This is a genomic window from Terriglobus albidus, assembly GCF_025685425.1.
Classification (GTDB): domain Bacteria; phylum Acidobacteriota; class Terriglobia; order Terriglobales; family Acidobacteriaceae; genus Terriglobus; species Terriglobus albidus.
The window spans coordinates 1-18,812 of the sequence record NZ_JAGTAS010000030.1 but is presented as its reverse complement, the minus strand read 5'-3'; the positions used below and the strand labels follow the sequence as shown (position 1 = coordinate 18,812).

Below are 18,812 nucleotides of genomic sequence, written 5' to 3'. Positions count from 1 at the left end.
ATAATTCTTCAGTGTTTGTTGCCCTGAACGTCATAGGGAGAGAAGCAGATTTCTCCGCTTCCTACGGTCGATCCACCCCATCGAGCAAGCTGGTCGGGGACCCGGTCGCTGCGAAATGACAAAAAAGCGATTCGAGCTTTGCTCGAACCTCCCATGTCCCTTTGGGGACATGGTGCACCCCGGTGCATGGGCTACTGCAACTGAAACTCGAAAACTGTAATGGTGCTCATGCCGGCTTGCTCGCCTCCGGTGAAGTGAGGACGGTAACGCCAGCGCTGCGCCGCACCGAGTGCAGCATCCCGCAGGAGCGGTGGTCCGCTGACAACACGTACGGAAGCGACATTGCCATTACGGTCGACATTGGTTTCTACCTTCACGTCGCCCTGCACATGCGCATCGGAAGCAGCCTGAGGGTAAGCCGGTGTGGGGCTGTAGAGAACATTGGACGCATTCACCCCCAGCGAGATGGCCCGAACGCTGCCGTGAGGTGCTGGTGGAGCAGCGACGGGAGCAGGCTTCGACGCAGTGGTCGTGGGCGTGCTGGGCGCCGGCATGTTTGCGGGAGGCGATGCTTCAGCCAGCTCTGCTTTCTCTTCCGGTGTGCGGCGCAAAAGCTGAGGAACCGCCCGGCCTCGGTCGGTGTTACTGAGATCCGGCTCAGAAGGTGAGGCAACCCGCGCTGTTGGGGGAGCCTTGGGAACCGAGGTCGTCGCGGGAGCCGGAGTTGGCGCGGTCTGAGGGGCAGATGCAGGAGGAATTTTCGGTGCCGGACCTGACGGAGGTGCTGTGACACGGTCCGGCGTCGGAGACGCTGAAGGATTGCCGGAGCTCGGAGACCTGCGGGCGCCTCGCATCTGGGACGTGCCGCGGGAAGTGCGAGGGTTTTGTTCCGCCGTTGCAGGTGGAGCAGGTGTGGTGACCTCGGGTTCGGGCGCTGGTTCGACGCGCGCCGGAGGCGGGGTGTCGTGGTTCGTAACCGGGGTAGGGCTTTCTGCCGGAGCGGTAACCGCCGGTGTATCCGGCGAGGCGGTATCATTCAGAGCTTTGAAGTTGAGATTGTGGAACGCAATCCTCGCGGCCAAAGCTGCGGCCAGAAAAAATACGGTGAGCCAGATCAGGCGTTTCCGCGTGCCCGAACCTTCCTCTTCTTCGTCTTTCAGGGGAGAGAACTCTTCATGAAAAAGACGTGCGTGCGGATAATGCGGCCCATCATCGTCGTAGACCGGCCGTGGCTTAACAGGCTGGGATTCAATGGGCCCCGACTCCTCGACAGCCTGCGGCTCGACAGTCTGTGACTCGACAGCCTGCGGCTCGGCCGGCGGTGACTGTACCTGCCGTGGCTCAACCTGCTGCGATCGTACGGACCGTGACCGGGCAGGGCGAGGCTGAGGCCCGGCCGGCTGTGACTGTGCCGGTTGTGGCTGAACCGGTCGTTGCCGGCTTGGTCGTTGCCGGCTTGACCGTTCCTGGACGAGTCGTTCCTCCGTTGGGACCAGTCGTACATTGACCGGCCGTGATTCGACAGCCTGCTGCGGGGCCGGTTCTGGCTCGGCAGGTTGGGGATGGGCCGATTGTGTCTGAACCTGAGGTGGCGGGGCGACGGGCGGAGCCGGAGGGTTGGCGGGTGGGTTCTTTTGCCGGGCTGTTCCATCGAGCGATTCGCGCGCTTCCATCACGAAGCGAAGCAGAGCGTGAGCATCGTCTCCCTCTGCTTCGGCCGCATACCGGCCTCCAGCGGCTGCAACGGCCAGTACGCCAAGCAGGTCAGCATAGCTGATGTTTCGATTCCCGCTGCGAATGACAACCCAGATGTACGAGGTCAGATCACGATGAAACGCACGGTCTCGCTGCAACCGTTTCACGATGGCATGCAAAGATTCGGGCGCTCCGGGGAGACAACCAGCTTTCTGGAGGAAGTCTTGCAACTCGGCGATCTCATTCGCATAACGAGTCTTCACCTCTTCGAGCTGTAGCGGCTGCAACACGCTTAAAACACACTCCCATCTACCTGCGCATAGACCTGGGGAAGATCTGGCACCGATTCATGTTTAGAGACACATAAAACCCGCTCGTGTTGTTTGGTGGCTGGTGAAACTTGAGAAGATTCGTTTGTGCTTCCATATCAATAAGTTGGCACTTTCTATGCGGTCGATTCGGAGACGTGACTGTGTTCGCAATGAGACGAATGACAGCGTGCCCCGGTATCGTATGCCCCTACGCAAATAGACCGGGCGCCTGCTGTTTTCGGGCGCTGGACTGTGAAGGGGAGGCTGGAAGGCTGTGCTCGGCAACGCCGCGTTTTTCACGGTCTATCACCCATTCATGGCCTGGCCGATGGTCTTCAGTCTGTAACGCCTTTCCGGGATACTCAGCAACAATGAAATGCTCTAGCAGTGAATCTGTAGTTCTGAGGCCGTATCGGCAAACTTGGGAGCCCATATTCGCGTCGCAATGGATTGGATGTCTAGATTCTCCGAGGAACTTGGTTCGCTGGAGTGAACTATTCGAGCGAAGCTCGAACCGGCGGGCGCGGTGGTTCAGCCCACCGTTATTAGCTCTAGAAAGCAGCCGGCTGAAGCCCGCTGATCCCACCGGTTCTTTCCCATTGATGTCCGAATTCCGCGAGTATTTCGGCCAACGACAAGCGACACTCAAAGCATGATTGTCCCCGATAAAGCGGTCGCTTACAGGGCACTGCAGAGTCATGACGCGCGGTTCGACGGTCAGATCTTTGTGGGCGTCAAATCCACTGGAATTTACTGCCGGCCCGTCTGCCCGGCGCGTACTCCAAAATTCGAGAACTGCACGTTCTATGGCTCAGCCGCGGCGGCGCAGGAGGCAGGCTACCGTCCCTGTCTGCGTTGCCGTCCTGAGACAGCGCCTCAGCTTGCATCCTGGAAAGGAACCAGCAGCACCGTTTCGCGCGCCTTAGCCCTGATTGAAGAGGGGGCGTTGGATGGTGAAACCCAGACGGTTGCCACTCTGGCCGAGAGGCTTGGTGTAGGAGAGCGGCAGTTGCGCCGGCTGTTTCTGCAACATCTCGGAGCGTCGCCCATTGCCGTCGCGCAGACCCGCCGTGTGTTGTTTGCGAAGCAGCTGATTCACGATACGGACCTACCGATGACGGAGGTGGCATTGGCTTCCGGCTTCAACAGTCTGCGGCGGTTCAACGAGGTCTTCCAGAATCTCTTTCACCGTCCCCCCAGCGCGCTGCGCCGCAGATCGAGTGTCATCGCAACAGACGCCGGTACGATGCTTCGGCTGCGCTACCGGCCTCCTTACGATTGGGAAGCGATGCTGCATTTTCTCGAAGCACGCGCGATCGCTGGTGTAGAAGTGGTCGCCAATCGCGTCTATCACCGTGTTATCGAACTTGATGGTGAGTTGGGTGCGATTGCGGTAAGGCATCTGCCGAAGCGCGAGAGCCTGTGCGTCACGATTCAATTTCCCAACGTAAAAGCACTGCCCGCGATTGTGCATCGGGTGCGCAGGCAGTTCGATCTGAATGTCGATATCGCCACCATCAATGAGCATCTTTCTCGCGATGTGCAGCTTGCGCCGTTTGTTGCCCGCCGGCCGGGTCTTCGAGCGCCGGGAGGATGGGATGGATTTGAGCTTGCGATCAGGGCAGTCCTTGGGCAGCAGGTGAGTGTCGCCGCAGCAAGGCGTCTCGCCGGGAAACTGGTCGAGCTGCACGGCAGGGCTCTGCCATCCGGCGCCGGTATGCATCCGGCGCTTACCCATGCCTTTCCTTCCGCAAAGCACCTCGCTAAGGCGCCATCGCTTGGTCTCGGCATGCCGGCAGCCCGGCTTGAGACATTGCGATCGGTCACGCGCGCTGCTGCGAAATCGCCTGAGATCTTTCAATCCGCACGTTCGATAGACCAGGCCATCGCATCGCTGAAGACTATTCCGGGAATTGGTGAGTGGACGGCCCAGTACATCGCTCTCCGGGCTCTGCGGGAAGTAGATGCTTTTCCATCGTCGGACGTCGGTCTGCTGCGTGGAGCGGAAGAGGTGACGGGCGATGTGCTGACGGCGAAACAACTCCATACCAGGGCCGAGACGTGGAGACCCTGGAGGGCCTATGCCGCACAACATCTCTGGGCAGCGGATGGAGATTCGAAATGAAAGGAACGGTAATGAACCTCGCTTATAAATTTGTTACGAGCCCCGTCGGGGCGCTGAAGCTGGTTGCGAGTGATAAGGGACTGGCAGCGATTCTGTGGGAGAACGATAGCCCGCGACGTGTTCCTCTCTCAGGACTAGTTGAGAACGACAGCCATCCCGTTCTGTTGAAGGCCGAGCGCCAGCTTGACGAGTACTTCGCCGGCTCACGCCGCGCCTTCGATCTGCCGTTGGATATGCGAGGAACCACATTTCAGAAAGATGTGTGGGAGGCGTTGCTCGCGATCCCCTATGGAGAGACACGAAGCTACGGACAACTGGCGAAGCAGCTCGGGCGGCCTTCCGCAAGCCGCGCCGTTGGGGCAGCGAATGGGCGTAATCCAATCTCCATCGTTGTGCCCTGCCATCGTGTGATCGGCTCCTCCGGCAAGTTGACAGGTTTTGCCGGAGGCCTCGATGTAAAGGCCCGGCTTCTCGAAATGGAGAAGCAGGGCTGAGAATAAAACAAGAGTGATGAGAGCGAAACGTCCGATACAGCTTGGAAGCAGTTTTTATGAGCGTACTCCCGATGTCGTAGCCAAGGCGCTGCTGGGCAAGGTGCTGGTTCGCCGTCTTGGCGATGAAGAGCTAAGCGGCAGGATCACGGAGGTGGAAGCTTACTTCGGCCTCGAGGATCCGGCATCGCACGCTTATGTCGGACGCACGTCGCGCAATGCTGTGCTCTTCGGTCCGCCAGGAGTGGCGTATGTGTACTTCATCTATGGCATGTACTACTGTCTGAACGTATCGTGTATGCCCGATGGACAAGCAGGCGGCGTACTGTTTCGCGCGCTCTACCCGTTGAAAGGTTTGGAAACGATGGCGAAGCTTCGCAAACTGACACAGAAGGCATCTGCAAAGCAACTCACCGGAGGGCCTGGACGTCTGTGCCAGGCCCTCGGCATCGCGCGAAAGACGGAAGACGGCATTGATATGACAGAGCCCGATGCCGCGCTCCGCATCTTTGATGATGGTTACAAGGCTGGCGAGATCATCACAACGCGCCGCATCGGTCTTACCAAAGCCGCGGATCGTATGGCACGTTATCTCATCGCCGATCCGGATTGAACCACAACCCTGATCCTTTTGTTTGGGGTTCATGATGAAGGGAACGGGAGCTCCCTTCTGTTCACCCCAGCACCGGCTGTGCCTCGGGCGCGTGCAGCAACTCCTGAAACTGTTCAACAAACTGCGCAACGTGCAGCCCATCGGCGAGAGCGTGATGTGCGTGGATGGAGACGGGCATGGTGCAGCGGCCGTCCGCGTCGGTGATCTTGCCGAAGGTAATTCTGGGGGCAGAGTCGACCCGTGCGAACTCACGTGCATGGGAGATGGAGGTGAAGTCGAACCAGGGAAGCACCGAGAAACGGATCAGGTTGTCTTCCGGGAAGCGCTCAATGTCATCGCGCTGTTTTACTTCATCGACCTTAAGAGAGGCCTCGCGTACGAACTGCTGGATACCTTCGTGGAACTGATAGTGACCGAAGCCAATGGTGCCGTTCAGTCTCCCGATCGCGCTGCCGCCATGGATCTGGTCGTAGCGCCACACCTCTCCGTCAACGATGCGGGTCTTGAAGTTCTCCACCAGGTGAGAGGCGACGAGTGAGCGATGCACCAGGGAGAGGAAGACCGAGAGGCGATGTTCTTTGGCGTAGCGGAAGGTCTCGGTGCAGTCGAGGCGCAGGCATACACCGTGATATGGCTCGCTGAAGTTTTTGAAGAAGTTGAAGATGGAGCGGCGCTCCCAGGTTTCGAGGTCTACCTTCTGCTTGTTGCCAATCACGAACTCCTGCATGGTTTTTATGTTAATGGGTCGGCATTGGTGAATCCATCAGGTGGTATCAGGATGTGCCTGATCAGGTGGTATCGGGATGTGCCTGAATTAATAATGACGTTTCATGTTGGGCCTCTCACGAAAATCAGGTGGTCTGGAATATTCGAGCGCAGCTCGAATTGGGTGGGAGCCGTGGGCTTCAGCCCACGGTTTACTGGCCCTTTAAATGTCGGGCTTTAGCCCTGGGCCTTCGCGTTACCCGTAGAGAAGGCCCAGGGCTAAAGCCCGACGTTTTTGTGACACAAATCAGCGGGCTGAAGCCCGCTGCTCCCACCCATTGTTGCCATGGCAAAGACCGCGCCTTACTTTTGAGAGCAGGCAGGGGAGGATGCGCGTTGCCGGAGGACTGGGGCCATATTTTGCGAGTAAACCTTGGCTTTCTCTTCGCTAGAATCACTCCATGCATGTGGCGCCTCAAGAGGTCCGTACTTTCCATGTCACATTTGTAACTGCAGAGCGTCGTCGCATCTTCCAGGCTGAATCGAATATCCATCTCTTCCTGGACGTGCTTCAGGAGCAACGGGATCTTCGTCGGTTGAACCTACATGCGTTTGTCATCATGCCGAACCATGTTCATCTGCTCATCACTCCCGCGAAAGACATCGCACTTGAGAAAGCCATTCAGTACATCAAAGGAAACGTTTCTCATCGCTTGCCAGATCGCGGTGCGGTATGGCAACGGGGTTATAACGAAACACGTATTCGCGATGCAGAGCAATTCGCAATGGTGAAACGTTACATTGAGCTCAATCCTGTCCGTGCCCGTTTCGTAGAGGATGCAGCTGGCTTTCTTTGGTCTTCAGCAAATAGCAGTTATCCAATCGATCCTATGCCGACTCATTTCATGAACTAGGAATTGCCATCTTCTGGGCGGCACAAATCGGGAGAAGTGTTGGGTGGGAGCAGCGGGCTTCAGCCCGCTGACTTGCGGCCCTTTAAATGTCGGGCTTTAGCCCTGGGCCCTCGCTTCTCATAAAGAAAGCCAAGGCTAAAAGCCCGTTCCTTTTAGAGCTGGTAATCCGTGGGCTTCAGTCCACGGCTCCCATCCAAGGATGGGCTCCTTACTTAACCGGCGTATCCACAAGCCGAAAACCACTGATCGCTGCCTGGCAGGCTGAGAGTTTGGAGGGATGCCAGACGGTTCCGTCGTTATAGCGCATCTCGGTTATCTCGGCAGATCGCAGTGTGGTGATCCCCGCGACCGAGACCTGATCCTGTGCTAGTCCATCGGATCCCGCGCTGGGATGCAGATAGAAGGTGCGGGAGGTATTCGCTACGGTTGCACCACGGGTCTTGAGATAGAGGTTTGTCTGGCGGATGCCGTGGATCGTCACCGTTGCACTTTCAACACGGCGGGTATCGCTGCTCTTGAATTGCAGTGCAACGGAGTGGGCGGGCTCTTTGCCTCGTCCATCCTTTGTCTGCACCATCACCGGTGTTCCGCTGGCGCGTGCGGTAAAGCCAATGGGGCAGGCCGCAGGAGAAGCCTGGAGCTCGGGAAGCCGATACTGGACGACCGGTGACGGCTGTTGCGGGTAGGCTGTAGTCGACAGCAGCAGTGCGGCAAATGTGAGAAGGTAATCGCGGCGCATGGAACTCCTCCCAGACCAGAAATGTCGTCTCCATATTAGACCGGCTGGCCGGTGACCAGGTTAGAGCATTTCACTGTAGGTGTAGAGTAGGCCTTCCATATCTATGGGCGTTTTCCCCAATGAAAACGCCGCTGCACGCCTTTCCGGGATACCAGCAACAGTGAAAATGCTCTAGTATCCCGGTCAGCGGCCAGATCGGTTGGTAATACTTGCAGATACAGCAATATCCGCAGGCAGTTGCGGATCGGCGATGGGCGCCTGCGGTATGACCGGAAGAGGCAGAATGCCTGCCCATACCGGCAGTGCATAGTCTTCTTCGTCATCCACGGGAAAGCCGCTCCTCGTCTTGGCGGAGGCCTCTTCGATGGTGAACTCCAGCACCGCCGTCGCTTTCAGCTCCTGCGCGGTAGGCGGCCGCACCTCATCCCAGCGTCCGGCAAGCAGATGGTCAGAGATCAGGCGGAGAGCTTCGTTCTTCTCCTCCACATCATCGATCAGGCGCGCGTTACCGAAGGCTACCACCGAGCGGTAGTTCATCGAGTGATGAAAGGCAGAGCGCGCCAGCACCAGGGCATCGACGAGCGTGACCGTGATACAGAGCGGAATACCTTTGCCTGACTCGCGGACCATGCGGCTGACGGAGGAGCCGTGGAGATATAGCTTGTCGCCCTTGCGGCCGAAGAGCGTAGGGATGACAAACGGCTGGCCCTCGACGACGAAGCCGACGTGCGCCAGGAATGCGGCATCCAGGATGGCGTGAATGGTGGCGGCATCGTAGGCGGCGCGCTTCGGAACACGTCTTACCTGCGAACGCTCGGTCGTGGGCCTTTGTAGCTGATCTGTCATGAATCTCATCGTGCCAGAGAGTGTGGTAATGTCAAAGGTCCACTTTCTATGAATCTGGTGATACCAATTTCTCCGCCTGGCGAACCGCTCTTCCGGCAGATCTACCATGGCCTGCGCGATGCGGTGCTGGCGGGCAAGCTGCGTTCCGGCGAACGGCTGCCGTCAACGCGTGAGCTGGCGGAGCAGCTGCAAGTCTCGCGCACGGTCGTGCTGCTTGCCTACGACCAGTTGCTGGCGGAGGGATACATCGCTGGCCGCCGCGGCGCCGGAACCTACGTGACCGATGCGCTGAATCTGCGCGCCGTGCAGGAACGGACACACAGCACAAGGTTCCGCATGTCGCGGTACGGGAAGCTTGTAGAGCAGACAGCCGCGGAACTGGGTGCGACCGATCGTCGGCCGCGGCCTCTGCGGTATGACTTTATCTATGGTCGCAGCAATATCGACCTGTTTCCCTTTGAAGCATGGAGGCGCATGTTGTTGCGCAGTGCCCGCAAGGCTCCGGTACATGAACTGGACTACGGCGCCGCGGCCGGATCGCCGGAGCTGCAGGAGGCGATCGCGGCACATCTGAAACGCTCGCGTGGTGTGGTGTGCGATGCCTCGCAGGTGCTGATCGTGAACGGATCGGCACAGGCGCTGGACCTGATCATCCGTGTGCTGGTAGAAGCTGAGGATTCGGTCGCGATCGAGGATCCCGGATATCGCGGTATCCGCGAGGGGCTGCGCGCCGCACGAGCGCGCGTGCGGTCGGTTCCAGTGGATCACGAAGGCATTGTGCCCTCGAAGATTCCGGCAGAGGCGCGGATGGTCTTCGTAACACCGTCGCACCAGTTTCCTACGGGAGCAGTGTTACCGCTCTCGCGCCGATTGGAGCTTCTGGATTGGGCCAAGCGCAACCGCGCTGTAATTGTGGAAGACGATTACGATGGCGAGTTTCGCTATGGAGGCCAGGCGCTGGAGTCGCTGCAGGGATTGGATCGCGAGGGGCGTGTGCTCTACCTGGGGACGTTCTCGCGGACTGTCTTTCCGGCGCTGCGTATCGGCTATCTGATCGCTCCGCGTTCATTGATGCCGGCGCTGATGGCGGCGAAATGGCTGTGTGACCGTCACACCTCAACCCTGGAACAGCAGACACTGGCCGAGTTCCTCACCAGCGGGATGTATGAACGCCATCTGCGGCGTCTACGGCGAAGCAATGTGGCACGCCGTGATGCTTTGCTGGATTCAGTGGAGGATATCTTCGGCGATGAGGTCACGGTAACAGGACAGGGCGCGGGGGCTCATATCGTCCTCTGGCCGATGCGCCGTATTGACGAAGCAGCGGTAATTGCGCGAGCTGCCGCGCGAGGTGTTGGGATCTATGGAGTCTCCGGGCATTATGTCAGCAAGCCATTGAGACCGGGTCTGATCTTAGGATTCTCCCGGCTGCGCGAGGCAGAGATTCGGGAAGGTGTGCGGCGGTTAAAGGGAGTGCTGGAGGTCTAATGCAGCACAGTTATCCCTAGCTGTGTGGGCACCCGGGGGAGATAGAACCCGACAACCGGTGTCTTTCTTCGCGATAAAACCGCGAAGCATGGAGCAACAATGCAGGTTGCTCCATTAGTGGAGGATGCAGCTCAAAAAAATGCGTCTTTCTCTTTCCTGGCCTCGTCTCATTGTGGAGATCAGAAGAATTTCTCCGCGAAGAGACAAGTTCCTTGGTTAGCCTCCAGGGTCCCGGCGGTGGGCGAGCCTCGCTTCCGCCGGGTTTTATTGGGCCTGCCCACGCACGACGGCGATCTCCTGGCTTGCAGCCCATTGGTGAATATCGTGGCGCATCAGTGCTGCCGCCATCAGGTCGGGAAACTTGTCCGGAGTACAGGCAAAGACGGGGCAGCCCATAGCAGCGATCTGTTCCGCGTGCCGGGCATCGTAACCAGGATGACCTTCGTCAGAGAGTGCAAGCAGCACGATGACGTTGACGCCGCTTTGTTTCAGTGCGGCGACGCGAGCAATCATGGCCTTGGCGTTCCCGCCTTCGAAGAGATCGGTGATCAGCACGAGATGGGTTTTGGCGGGATGCTCGATCTTTTGTTCGCAGTATGCGAGCGCGGCATTGATGTCAGTGCCGCCCCCCAGTTGCACGCCGAAGAGAACTTCCACGGGGTCGCGCAGCTCTTCCGTCAAATCGACCACCGAAGTGTCAAAGCAGATGAGCTTTGTCGACATGCCGGGAACCGAAGCCATGACGGCGGCGAAGATCGATGAGTAGACCACGGATGAGGCCATCGATCCGGACTGGTCGACACACAGGACGACATGCTCCAGCATGGCCTGCGTCCTGGTGCTGCGGGAGTAGCCGATGAGCGTCTCAGGAACAACCGTCTGTTGTTCCTGCTGATAGTGACGCAGATTGGCGCCGATGGTCTTCCCCCAGTCGATATCGCGATGGCGAGGCCGCCGTGTCCGCCGGGCACGATTCAACGCACCGCGTAAGGTCTCCTGCGTGCGATGTTGCAGCCGGCGTAGCAGATCGTCGACGACCTTCTGCACAACCATGCGTGCGGTCTCACGTGTCTTCTCCGGAATGGCGGAGCGGAGTGAGATAAGATCGGCGACCAGGTGAACGTCGGCTTCGAGAGTTGCAAGGAACTCCGGCTCCAACATCAATGCCTTAAGGTTGAGCCGCTCAAAGGCGTCTTTCTGGATGATCTGTACCAGGCTGGTGGGGAAGAACTCGCGGATGTCTCCGAGCCAACGCGCTACGCGGGGCGATGATGCGCTCAGGCTGCCGGCTCGTTTTCCTGATTGAGTCGGGTTGTACAACGCCGACAGGGCGGCACTAAGCCGGCGATCGCGTTCGTCGAGATCGCTCTCATCGTCTCCGAGTGCAAGATGCCAGCGGCGTAGTCGCTGTTGCTCGTTCATGACTCCATCCCCAATATCTGCAGCAGCAAGGGCAGTGCCTGCTGAAAGGCAGGATTGTCATTGTCCGGAAGCTGTTCGGTTTCGACGGTCTCGCGCTTACCTTCCTTGACCTTCTCCAGCAGGCGACGGCGTGACACGGAGTCAAAGGCAGACAGGCTTCGGCGAAGCAAAGGAAGCGATTCAACGAAGTCCTCTTCGTGCAGCGCACACAGCCAGTCGTCGATGAGGTGCAGCAGCGGCTGATCCTGCAACATCACCTCGGGGCCGCTGCTGAGAAAGCCTTCGAGGAAGTTGCCGGAGCGTTTCGGATCGCCACCGCTCATCTGTTGCGAGAAGGCATCGGAGACTGGAGCGAGATCCCACGACCGCGTGTCGTGAAGCAGCCGCAGGCTCACGCCCGCAACCGCGGGTGCGACCTGTTCGTCCTTCACCATGCGGCCCAGTTCGATTCTCCACGCGTCGATCAGGCTGCGGTCGCCAAAGAGCGTGAGCGCATGATCATAGGCAAGCATCGCCTGGACGCGGGCCCTGGAGGTCTCTTCATCCAGCGCTTGTGAACCGGTACGCGAACCTGCATTCACCTCGACGCAGAGGGAGTGAATCAGGGAACGTAGTGCCTCTTCGGGAAGCTTGCGGGCGCTACCGTATCGCAGTACCTGCACCAGAGGCACGACCGCACGCAACAGATCGGTGATGTCGCTGGTCTGAATCGCGGCTGCCTGCAGCAGGCCAATGCATTCGGTGGCCGCATCGGAGAGATCGGCAACCAGGGCTGCGCGAATCAGTTCCGTCAGGGCTGCTACCGAGGTTGTCTCTTTCGCACGGGCAACCGTGGAGGCAGCGGCTGCCTGTTCAATGGTGACGCCATAGATCAGTGCTTCCGCCAACGCAACGGAGAGCTCCGGCACCCAGCGCAGCATCCACACCTCGCGAAAGGTGCCGCGGCCCTCGCCTGCTTCAATCAACTTGCCCCAGGGTACGTTGATCAGCGCCAGCCGGTGTAACAGTGTTGACTTCAGCAGACCTGCCTCGGAACGAAGATCAAGCCGGGCTTCGGTTTCGGTATCCTCCGGTTTTAGTCGGGTCCGCTTTTGCCAGAGTGCGAGATCGCGCGCCAGCGGCATCTGCGGAACGTCGTCTCCAATCTCTCCGACATGTTCGCCGACGTAGACCTTCTGATGGATCAAGGCCATGGCGGTTGTATCGCCGTGGCAGAGTGTCGCGATAGACGCATCGCGCATCTCAGCAAGGGCAGGCAGGCTAAGGCCACGCAGTGCGGCAAGGCTCAGGGCAAGCCGGGCAGCTTCGATGGCGGATGCCGTGGGCGCGGGATAACCCTCCTGGCGCAGAGCAAGCGCGGTCTTTGCCTGCCACGATGCGGCGAATTCCGCGACCTGAGGGAGTTGGGGCGCGGCATACAGCGACCACAGATGCCGGTACCAGCCGGGAGAGAGGACACCTGCGCCGTATCCCGAGCGTGTGCTCAAGCGGCTGTCGGTCCATGGAACCCACGTGGCCTGCACCTTGACGCGGGGAAGGTCCTTGACGGCGGCCTTGTCGTCCGCGAGCTTGACCGGAGTGCGCAGGGCGCTTACGTGCCAGGCGCCGCATACGACCGCAATGTTTCCTTCGCAGGTCTTCAGCGCGTCACGAATGTTCAGGCGCATGAAGGCTTCACGCCGAACTTCGCGCAGCCGTTCTTCTTCCGGTACTCCCTCTTGCCCTTCACGCATCATCGCCATCGCGTTGGCAATGGCGGCGAAGGTGGAGATGGCTGCCTCCTGCAAGCCGCCCGCTTGTTCAATCAACGAGTCCCAGAAGGCTTCGCCATCGTCGTATCCGGCAGCCTCGGCGAGCTGATCGAGAGGATCGGCGCGGTATTCGATTTTGCGGGCGTCTTCCCTTGGCTCTGCCAGCGACACCCCCGCGGGCCAATCGATGAAGCGGACCGGGCGTTCGCGATCGAGCGCCCAGCGCATGGCCTGCCACTCGGGAGAGAACTCCGCGAACGGAATGAATATGGCGCGGTTGGGATCATCCTTGGCATGCAGCAGCAACGCGACCGGAGGCTTCATTGCGGAACCGGCGGCGTACCGGACAAGGTCGTCTGCTTCGGGAGGGCCTTCGATCAGGACACACGCCGGGTCAATCGCATTGAGCGCCCGCCGCAGCAAAACCGCGGAACCAGGGCCGTGATGCCGGATACCCAGCAGATGAACGCGATCTTCCATAGCTGCTACAGCACTTCCCGCATTGCGCTGTACAGGTCGCTCCATCCGTCACGCGTACGCACCACGCTTTCGAGATACTCCTCGAGCGCGACGGTGTCCTGTACCGGATCTTTGATGACGGCGCCGACAAGGTTCGGCGCCAGGCTCTGCGCATCCATGGAACCGTCACCGAAGTGTGCCGCTGATGCCCAGGCGCTCACGCCAACCGAGATGGCCTCAGCAGTGGAGAGCGATCCGCTGGAGGTCTTCAGCTTGGTCTTACCATTCAACGTCTTGCCCTCACGCAGTTCGCGGAAGAGCGTGACGATGCGGACGATCTCCTCATCCGCGGGTTTAATGGGCGGAAGGCTCAGGGAGGTTCCGATCTCCTGCACGCGCTTCAGCACGATACCGGTCTCCTCTTCCAGCGTTGCGGGTGAGGGAAGCACAACAACATTGAAGCGGCGCTTCAGCGCGGAGGAGAGATCGTTGACGCCCTTGTCGCGGTTGTTGGCGGTTGCAATGACGTTGAAGCCGCGACGTGCGTCGATGGCTGTATCCAACTCGGGGATAGGCAGTGTCTTTTCGGAGAGTACGGTGATGAGGGTGTCCTGCACGTCCGAGCCCATACGCGTCAGCTCTTCCAGGCGGACGATGGTGCCTTCTTCCATGGCACGGGTCAGCGGCGTTTTGACCAGAGCGTCGATGGATGGTCCCTTGGCAAGCAGGAGAGCGTAATTCCAGCCATAGCGGATCTGGTTTTCATCGGTGCCGGCAGTGCATTGAATCAATCGTTGCGACGAGCCGGAGATGGCGGCGGCGAGATGTTCCGAAACCCAGGACTTTGCCGTTCCCGGAAGTCCGAGCAACAGCAGCGCCCGATCGGTCGCCAGAGTCGCCACCGCTGTTTCGATAAGACGGCGGTTGCCGACATACTTGGCAGAGATCGGGGTACCGTCAGCAGCCTTGCCACCGAGCAGGTACGTCACCACGGCCTGCGGTGAGAGCCGCCAGTTCTCCGGGCGTGAGCGGGTGTCGGCTTCTGCCAATGCTTCGAGTTCGTCCGCATAGATCTCTTCGGCGCCGCGCCGCAGTCTCTCGTCAGTCATTGTTCCAACCTCTCCATCATGTCCAGAATATCCAGCAAAGAGAACGCATTGACGGTCAGTGACAGGTCAAGCATTCCCAGTTGTTCGCGTAGTTTCGTTCGCAAGGGTGCAGGGCAGCAGGCGGCAAGCATCTCCGGCAGGTCGGGTCTGGCCTTTGCAGCCTCAGTCAGATCCTCGGTCCAGCGAGAGCGCAGCATACCCTCCATTAGCTTTGTCGGGACAGCGCCCTTCACCGCATTGTGCAGCCAGTTCCACAGCATGATCTCCTTCGGCGGCTTCGATGACTGCGGGCTGGTGATCGCAGTCGCCCAGTCGACGCGTTCGTCCGGCGAAAGATGTTCAAGATCAGCTGCGCCGCTCAAGCTCATCTGCTCCCATAACTCTGGATGCTCGGCGGCGATGGCAGGCAATCGGTCGAGACGGTGGCTCTGTGTTGCCATCCAGGCAAGGCCGAGCAGCAGGTTGCGATCTTTGGCGCTTGCTGCAATCAGCTCTTCATTCGTCAGGCTGAGTGCGCGCGAAAACTCCTGCAGGCTGACGGATACAACGGCCTCTCGAATCCACGCGGGAGCCATGTGCTCCTTGACGGTTGCAGGAAGCTCCAGCGCGAGCACGGTCTTCTTGCGAAAGATGCCGCTCTCGCTACGTTGAATTCTCTCCATGAGCTGCCGTAGTGCCGGATTCTCATAGGTGGAGTTCGGCAACCGGCCGAGAAGCTGTGCCGCCATGGAGCGCACGCGAGGTGAGCGGTCCTTTGTCAGCGATGCGAGAAACGCTTCGTCCGCAGGACCGAGGCCGATCTGAAGCGCAATCAGCAGTCTTACGCGGGCTTCCGCATCCTGCTGTGGCCATGCTGCTTCCAGCAGAGCACGTGCCGCGTCGGGATCGAGCCTTCGGCGCTCTTCGACAAAACGCACTCTGCGACGGAGCTGTGCCGTGCTCCAATTAGTCTCATCCAACTCGTCTTCTGCAAAGAAATAAGCGGGCGCGGTTGAGGTATCTGCCTGTCGTGTCGCCCACTGCTCCGCGGCCGGTCCCAGATACTCGGAGTTTGCACGGATAAAGGCATCGAGCTTCGGCTGGTCGAACGGGTGCAGACGGAGCTGAGCTTTGTCCATGGCCCAGGCGATGGCTGCAGCGATCGGTGGTGTCGCCTTTGCGAATGTCAGCAAGCGGATCAGAGGCCGGCGCATCTCGTCAGGGATCATGCGGCGATCATCGCGGATCTCAGGCTCGACAAGATAATGTTCCGGTCCTGAGGGACGTTCGAATCGCAGTGCCTGGCCGGTAAGGCTCAGCGCCCGCAGGTGTGGCTGATCGGCATCAGCGCCGAAGAGCGTATCGAGCTCCATGGAACGCCGATTCGCACCGGCGAGCAATGCCGGAAGAACACGGGACTTCAAGAGAGCCGATGTCAGGCGTTTATCCATCGTCCCAGCTCCGTTTCCGCCCAACACAAGGTGAAGCGGCGTCCATCCCACAGACCAATGCCGTCCAGTTGTTCAATCCCGGTCAAAGGCGTGGCCGCATCCCACTGCGAGGAACGCAGTGGAAGCGCTGTTGCCGTAGCTCCATCCGGGTGCGTCACGAATAACGCATGGCCGGAACGGCGGACGCGGCCGTTGCGAAAGGCGATTGGCCACGATCCGATCCACGGCTGTGCGCCAAGGATGATCTCGTAGGCATCGAGGGCCGCTTCGATGGATGTGTCCGGGATGTCGAGCTTGCTGGAGCTCATCTGTGTCCCGCCCGATGTGTTTGCAATCAGTGCCCGCAACGGAGTTGCTGAAGGATAGAAGACAAGCTCAGCCTCGAACCGGTCGCCAACGCTGAAGCCTCCGACGGCGGCTCCTGTGGCGACAGGAACAAAGTCGAGCAACAGGGCGAAGCTCGGAGCTGCGTCTTTGTCTTCGCACCGTAGCCAGGTCTCGATCCTCCGCAGGCGATCGGGCTGTACTTCCGTGATCACCGCGATTACGCGGCACGGCGCACGCAGACGCGGGGCTGTGGTATCGGCGAGGAGCTCCTCGCGTGTGGTTGTCCAGCCGACGGCACGGCGTATATCCATCCGCAACTCCGGCGGCAGGGCCTTCTGACGGCGGTACGCTTCGGCGATCAGGTAAAGCTGGCCAAGCTCTTCCACGGCGGCAAGTTCACGCATGGTCTCAGGCAGAGCGAACAGGGTTGCGGGAAGGTTTTCGATGCGGGTTGCGAGTGCGGGGGCCTTGGCGTCAACCAGGCGCTGCGCGATCAACTTGCAGGCCTGGGTGCATTGACCTGTGAACGCGGCCATCCCACGGTCGACCTGATCAAGGAGCCAGGTGTCGAGCTCGCCCAGGCCTGCGAGAATACTGGCTTCGCGTGCTCTGCGGTTCTTCTCGCGGATCGCGGCGGCACGCGCCTCAGCAAAGGGATCGACCTCTGCTACGGCTGTCTCGGATGAGGCTGCGATGGAGGCCTTGGGTTTGTTCTCGTCTGCCGATGTCTTTGCGCCGCCGCCTCGCCTTCGCGAGACCCAGTCCTTGACCCAATCCGGTGCATCCGCCGGAGCGAAGGTGAGCTTGCCTTCGGCGCGGATCCAGATCAGGGCAAGCGCATGCTTGCAGGGAAACTTACGGCTTGGGCAACTGCACTTGTATCCGGCGTCCGACTCGGAGAGGACAACTCGATACGGAGTCGCCCCGGAGCCCCGGCACTCTCCCCAAAGGAGACCTTGTGCATCGGTAGCCAGCAGCGGCCACTGCACCGGATTCAGCAGCTTGCGTGCCGCATTCAGTGAAGCCTGGTCCGGCGCCAGTGCTTCTAACTTCTCGAGGCTCAACGCCATAGTGAAAGCATACTGCTAGAGCATTTTCCCTGTAGGTGTAGCGTCGGGCTTCCGCATCTATGGGCGTTTTCCGCAAAGAAAATGCCGCTTCACTGCTCTTCCGGGATACCCGGTAACAGGGAAAATGCTCTGGCCATCATGAGTGACGATTCACGTATTGAGTCGTCCAATGCGGAAGAGTCGACCGGAGCCCCATGAAAACTCTTTCTTGCCTGCTGCTGTGCCTCCTCGCGTGTCGTGGTGTTCTTCATGCCCAAAACAGTGTCCAGAACAGCGTGGCGAACGTTCCCGATTGGCAGAAGGCGGCGGGTGGAGCGATGAGCTTTGAGGTCGCCTCGATCCATGAGGACAAGGAGGCGTTCAAGCCGCCTTCCTTCGCACTGAGCACGGATGAGTGGTTCAACGATCCGAATGGCCGGTTCCACGCAGACTTCGCGCTGCCGACCTATATCCAGTTCGCATACAAGATCTGGCTGACCGGGGAAGAACGCCGTGAGGTCTTCGGAAAGTTTCCTGAATGGGTGCAATCGACGCGCTTCTCGATCGAAGCGACGGCTCCGCTGCATGCCACCAAAGACCAATATCGGCTGATGATGCAGTCGCTGCTGGCCGAGCGGTTTGGGCTGAAGCTGCACTTCGAGCAGAAGGAGATGCCCGTGCTCGCCATGGTATTGGTCAAGCCGGGGACGCCGGGACCGCGACTTACTCCGCACGAGCAGGGGCAGGCATGTGATGAGACGCCGAAGCCCGAGACCTTTCCGCAGCAGTGTTACGGCTACATGGCAAGGCCAAGTAAGGATGGGATGTGGCTGGCAGGCTCGCCGGCGACCTCGATGAATCTGCTGGCGAACTTCATAGGCAGCCTGGCGGAAGGGGCTGGCGAGATTGGACGGCCGGTTGTGGATCAGACCGGGCTGACAGGCCTGTGGGACTACACGCTGGAGGCGTTGAACCCGGCGAAGGTGAAGGCCCAGGATCCGGCAGCGAATGGCCCGACCATGCTGGAGGCCGTACGGGACCAACTCGGTATTAAGTTAAAGCCGACACGGGCAGTTGTTTCATTGCCGGTGATCGATACGTTGACGCGGCCCACGGAGAATTAGGCTCTTGCCCAGCCAGCAAAGCTGGCTCAAAGCGCCTGTGGCGCTCCGTCTTGCTTAAGGGCACGGCTTCAGCCGTGCCGGTACAGCGGTACAGACCGGGCAGATGGGTAACAGATTAGACCGGGGAGATAGGTAACACTTTCGCGAGGTCGAGCGGAGGCGTGTAGAAGTCAGGCATGCCTTGGAGAGCGAGCGGAGTGTTGGAAGAGCGTAC

At 59.7% G+C, this 18,812-nt stretch carries 15 protein-coding genes; 6 read left to right on the top strand and 9 right to left on the bottom strand.

The window, feature by feature from the left end; all coding sequences use genetic code 11:
• Window positions 1–191 precede the first annotated feature (191 nt).
• Complete coding sequence (locus OHL21_RS05875; RefSeq protein WP_263416318.1) at window positions 192–1,985, bottom strand: energy transducer TonB; 1,794 nt, start codon at window positions 1,983–1,985, stop codon at window positions 192–194.
• Between the two features lie 673 nt (window positions 1,986–2,658).
• On the opposite strand from OHL21_RS05875, the gene OHL21_RS05870 reads away from it, so the two are divergent.
• The 3 genes from OHL21_RS05870 to OHL21_RS05860 are packed head-to-tail and all read left to right on the top strand — an operon-like array spanning window position 2,659 to window position 5,235.
• On the top strand, window positions 2,659–4,131 hold the full coding sequence (locus OHL21_RS05870; RefSeq protein WP_263416317.1) for an AlkA N-terminal domain-containing protein: 1,473 nt from the start codon (window positions 2,659–2,661) through the stop codon (window positions 4,129–4,131).
• Complete coding sequence (locus OHL21_RS05865; protein ID WP_263416316.1) at window positions 4,128–4,625, top strand: methylated-DNA--[protein]-cysteine S-methyltransferase; 498 nt, start codon at window positions 4,128–4,130, stop codon at window positions 4,623–4,625. The genes OHL21_RS05870 and OHL21_RS05865 overlap by 4 nt, the downstream gene beginning before the upstream one ends.
• 16 nt (window positions 4,626–4,641) lie before the next feature.
• Window positions 4,642–5,235 carry a DNA-3-methyladenine glycosylase gene (locus OHL21_RS05860; protein WP_263416315.1) on the top strand — a complete coding sequence of 198 codons (594 nt, stop codon included), beginning with the start codon at window positions 4,642–4,644 and terminating at the stop codon, window positions 5,233–5,235.
• A 61-nt stretch (window positions 5,236–5,296) separates the two neighbouring features.
• On the opposite strand, the gene OHL21_RS05855 is transcribed toward OHL21_RS05860, so the two are convergent.
• A complete protein-coding gene (locus OHL21_RS05855) occupies window positions 5,297–5,950 on the bottom strand; it encodes a CatA-like O-acetyltransferase (RefSeq protein ID WP_263416314.1) in 654 nt (217 codons plus the stop codon).
• A gap of 451 nt (window positions 5,951–6,401) precedes the next feature.
• Here OHL21_RS05855 and OHL21_RS05850 point away from each other — a divergent pair, with 451 nt between their 5' ends.
• Window positions 6,402–6,854: an REP-associated tyrosine transposase gene (locus tag OHL21_RS05850; RefSeq protein ID WP_263416313.1), complete on the top strand. Its 453-nt coding sequence runs from the start codon at window positions 6,402–6,404 to the stop codon at window positions 6,852–6,854.
• Window positions 6,855–7,062: 208 nt separating this feature from the next.
• Here OHL21_RS05850 and OHL21_RS05845 read toward each other — a convergent pair whose 3' ends face one another.
• Together OHL21_RS05845 and OHL21_RS05840 are read right to left on the bottom strand one after the other, a co-directional pair.
• Window positions 7,063–7,593 (bottom strand): hypothetical protein, encoded by a 531-nt coding sequence (locus OHL21_RS05845; protein WP_263416312.1) that lies wholly within the window; start codon window positions 7,591–7,593, stop codon window positions 7,063–7,065.
• Between the two features lie 183 nt (window positions 7,594–7,776).
• Window positions 7,777–8,439 (bottom strand): pyridoxamine 5'-phosphate oxidase family protein, encoded by a 663-nt coding sequence (locus OHL21_RS05840; RefSeq protein WP_263416311.1) that lies wholly within the window; start codon window positions 8,437–8,439, stop codon window positions 7,777–7,779.
• Between the two features lie 48 nt (window positions 8,440–8,487).
• Here OHL21_RS05840 and pdxR point away from each other — a divergent pair, with 48 nt between their 5' ends.
• Window positions 8,488–9,927 carry a MocR-like pyridoxine biosynthesis transcription factor PdxR gene (pdxR, locus tag OHL21_RS05835; RefSeq protein ID WP_263416310.1) on the top strand — a complete coding sequence of 480 codons (1,440 nt, stop codon included), beginning with the start codon at window positions 8,488–8,490 and terminating at the stop codon, window positions 9,925–9,927.
• Window positions 9,928–10,191: 264 nt separating this feature from the next.
• On the opposite strand, the gene OHL21_RS05830 is transcribed toward pdxR, so the two are convergent.
• Genes OHL21_RS05830 through OHL21_RS05810 form a run of 5 tightly spaced genes read right to left on the bottom strand, consistent with a single transcriptional unit; the run spans window position 10,192 to window position 17,495 of the window.
• On the bottom strand, window positions 10,192–11,349 hold the full coding sequence (locus OHL21_RS05830; RefSeq protein WP_263416309.1) for a vWA domain-containing protein: 1,158 nt from the start codon (window positions 11,347–11,349) through the stop codon (window positions 10,192–10,194).
• Window positions 11,346–13,580, bottom strand: a complete 2,235-nt coding sequence (locus OHL21_RS05825) for a DUF5682 family protein (protein ID WP_263416308.1) — start codon at window positions 13,578–13,580, stop codon at window positions 11,346–11,348. The genes OHL21_RS05830 and OHL21_RS05825 overlap by 4 nt, the downstream gene beginning before the upstream one ends.
• Before the next feature lie 5 nt (window positions 13,581–13,585).
• A complete protein-coding gene (locus tag OHL21_RS05820) occupies window positions 13,586–14,668 on the bottom strand; it encodes an ATP-binding protein (protein ID WP_263416307.1) in 1,083 nt (360 codons plus the stop codon).
• Window positions 14,665–16,098, bottom strand: coding sequence for a DUF5691 domain-containing protein (locus OHL21_RS05815; protein WP_263416306.1), 1,434 nt, complete (start codon window positions 16,096–16,098; stop codon window positions 14,665–14,667). The genes OHL21_RS05820 and OHL21_RS05815 overlap by 4 nt, the downstream gene beginning before the upstream one ends.
• Entirely contained in the window at window positions 16,083–17,495 is a 1,413-nt protein-coding gene (locus OHL21_RS05810) for an SWIM zinc finger family protein (RefSeq protein ID WP_263416305.1), read from the bottom strand. The genes OHL21_RS05815 and OHL21_RS05810 overlap by 16 nt, the downstream gene beginning before the upstream one ends.
• A 194-nt stretch (window positions 17,496–17,689) precedes the next feature.
• Between OHL21_RS05810 and OHL21_RS05805 the strand changes: the two genes are divergently transcribed.
• Window positions 17,690–18,598, top strand: a complete 909-nt coding sequence (locus OHL21_RS05805; RefSeq protein ID WP_263416304.1) for a TIGR03435 family protein — start codon at window positions 17,690–17,692, stop codon at window positions 18,596–18,598.
• Window positions 18,599–18,812: the final 214 nt, after the last annotated feature.

Coding starts and splice junctions, on each gene's coding strand:
- OHL21_RS05870 (WP_263416317.1), top strand. CDS start 2,659: ATGATTGTCCCCGATAAAGCGGTCGCTTACAGGGCACTGCAGAGTCAT.
- OHL21_RS05865 (WP_263416316.1), top strand. CDS start 4,128: ATGAAAGGAACGGTAATGAACCTCGCTTATAAATTTGTTACGAGCCCC.
- OHL21_RS05860 (WP_263416315.1), top strand. CDS start 4,642: ATGAGAGCGAAACGTCCGATACAGCTTGGAAGCAGTTTTTATGAGCGT.
- OHL21_RS05850 (WP_263416313.1), top strand. CDS start 6,402: ATGCATGTGGCGCCTCAAGAGGTCCGTACTTTCCATGTCACATTTGTA.
- OHL21_RS05845 (WP_263416312.1), bottom strand. CDS start 7,593: ATGCGCCGCGATTACCTTCTCACATTTGCCGCACTGCTGCTGTCGACT.
- OHL21_RS05840 (WP_263416311.1), bottom strand. CDS start 8,439: ATGACAGATCAGCTACAAAGGCCCACGACCGAGCGTTCGCAGGTAAGA.
- pdxR (WP_263416310.1), top strand. CDS start 8,488: ATGAATCTGGTGATACCAATTTCTCCGCCTGGCGAACCGCTCTTCCGG.
- OHL21_RS05830 (WP_263416309.1), bottom strand. CDS start 11,349: ATGAACGAGCAACAGCGACTACGCCGCTGGCATCTTGCACTCGGAGAC.
- OHL21_RS05825 (WP_263416308.1), bottom strand. CDS start 13,580: ATGGAAGATCGCGTTCATCTGCTGGGTATCCGGCATCACGGCCCTGGT.
- OHL21_RS05820 (WP_263416307.1), bottom strand. CDS start 14,668: ATGACTGACGAGAGACTGCGGCGCGGCGCCGAAGAGATCTATGCGGAC.
- OHL21_RS05815 (WP_263416306.1), bottom strand. CDS start 16,098: ATGGATAAACGCCTGACATCGGCTCTCTTGAAGTCCCGTGTTCTTCCG.
- OHL21_RS05810 (WP_263416305.1), bottom strand. CDS start 17,495: ATGGCGTTGAGCCTCGAGAAGTTAGAAGCACTGGCGCCGGACCAGGCT.
- OHL21_RS05805 (WP_263416304.1), top strand. CDS start 17,690: ATGAAAACTCTTTCTTGCCTGCTGCTGTGCCTCCTCGCGTGTCGTGGT.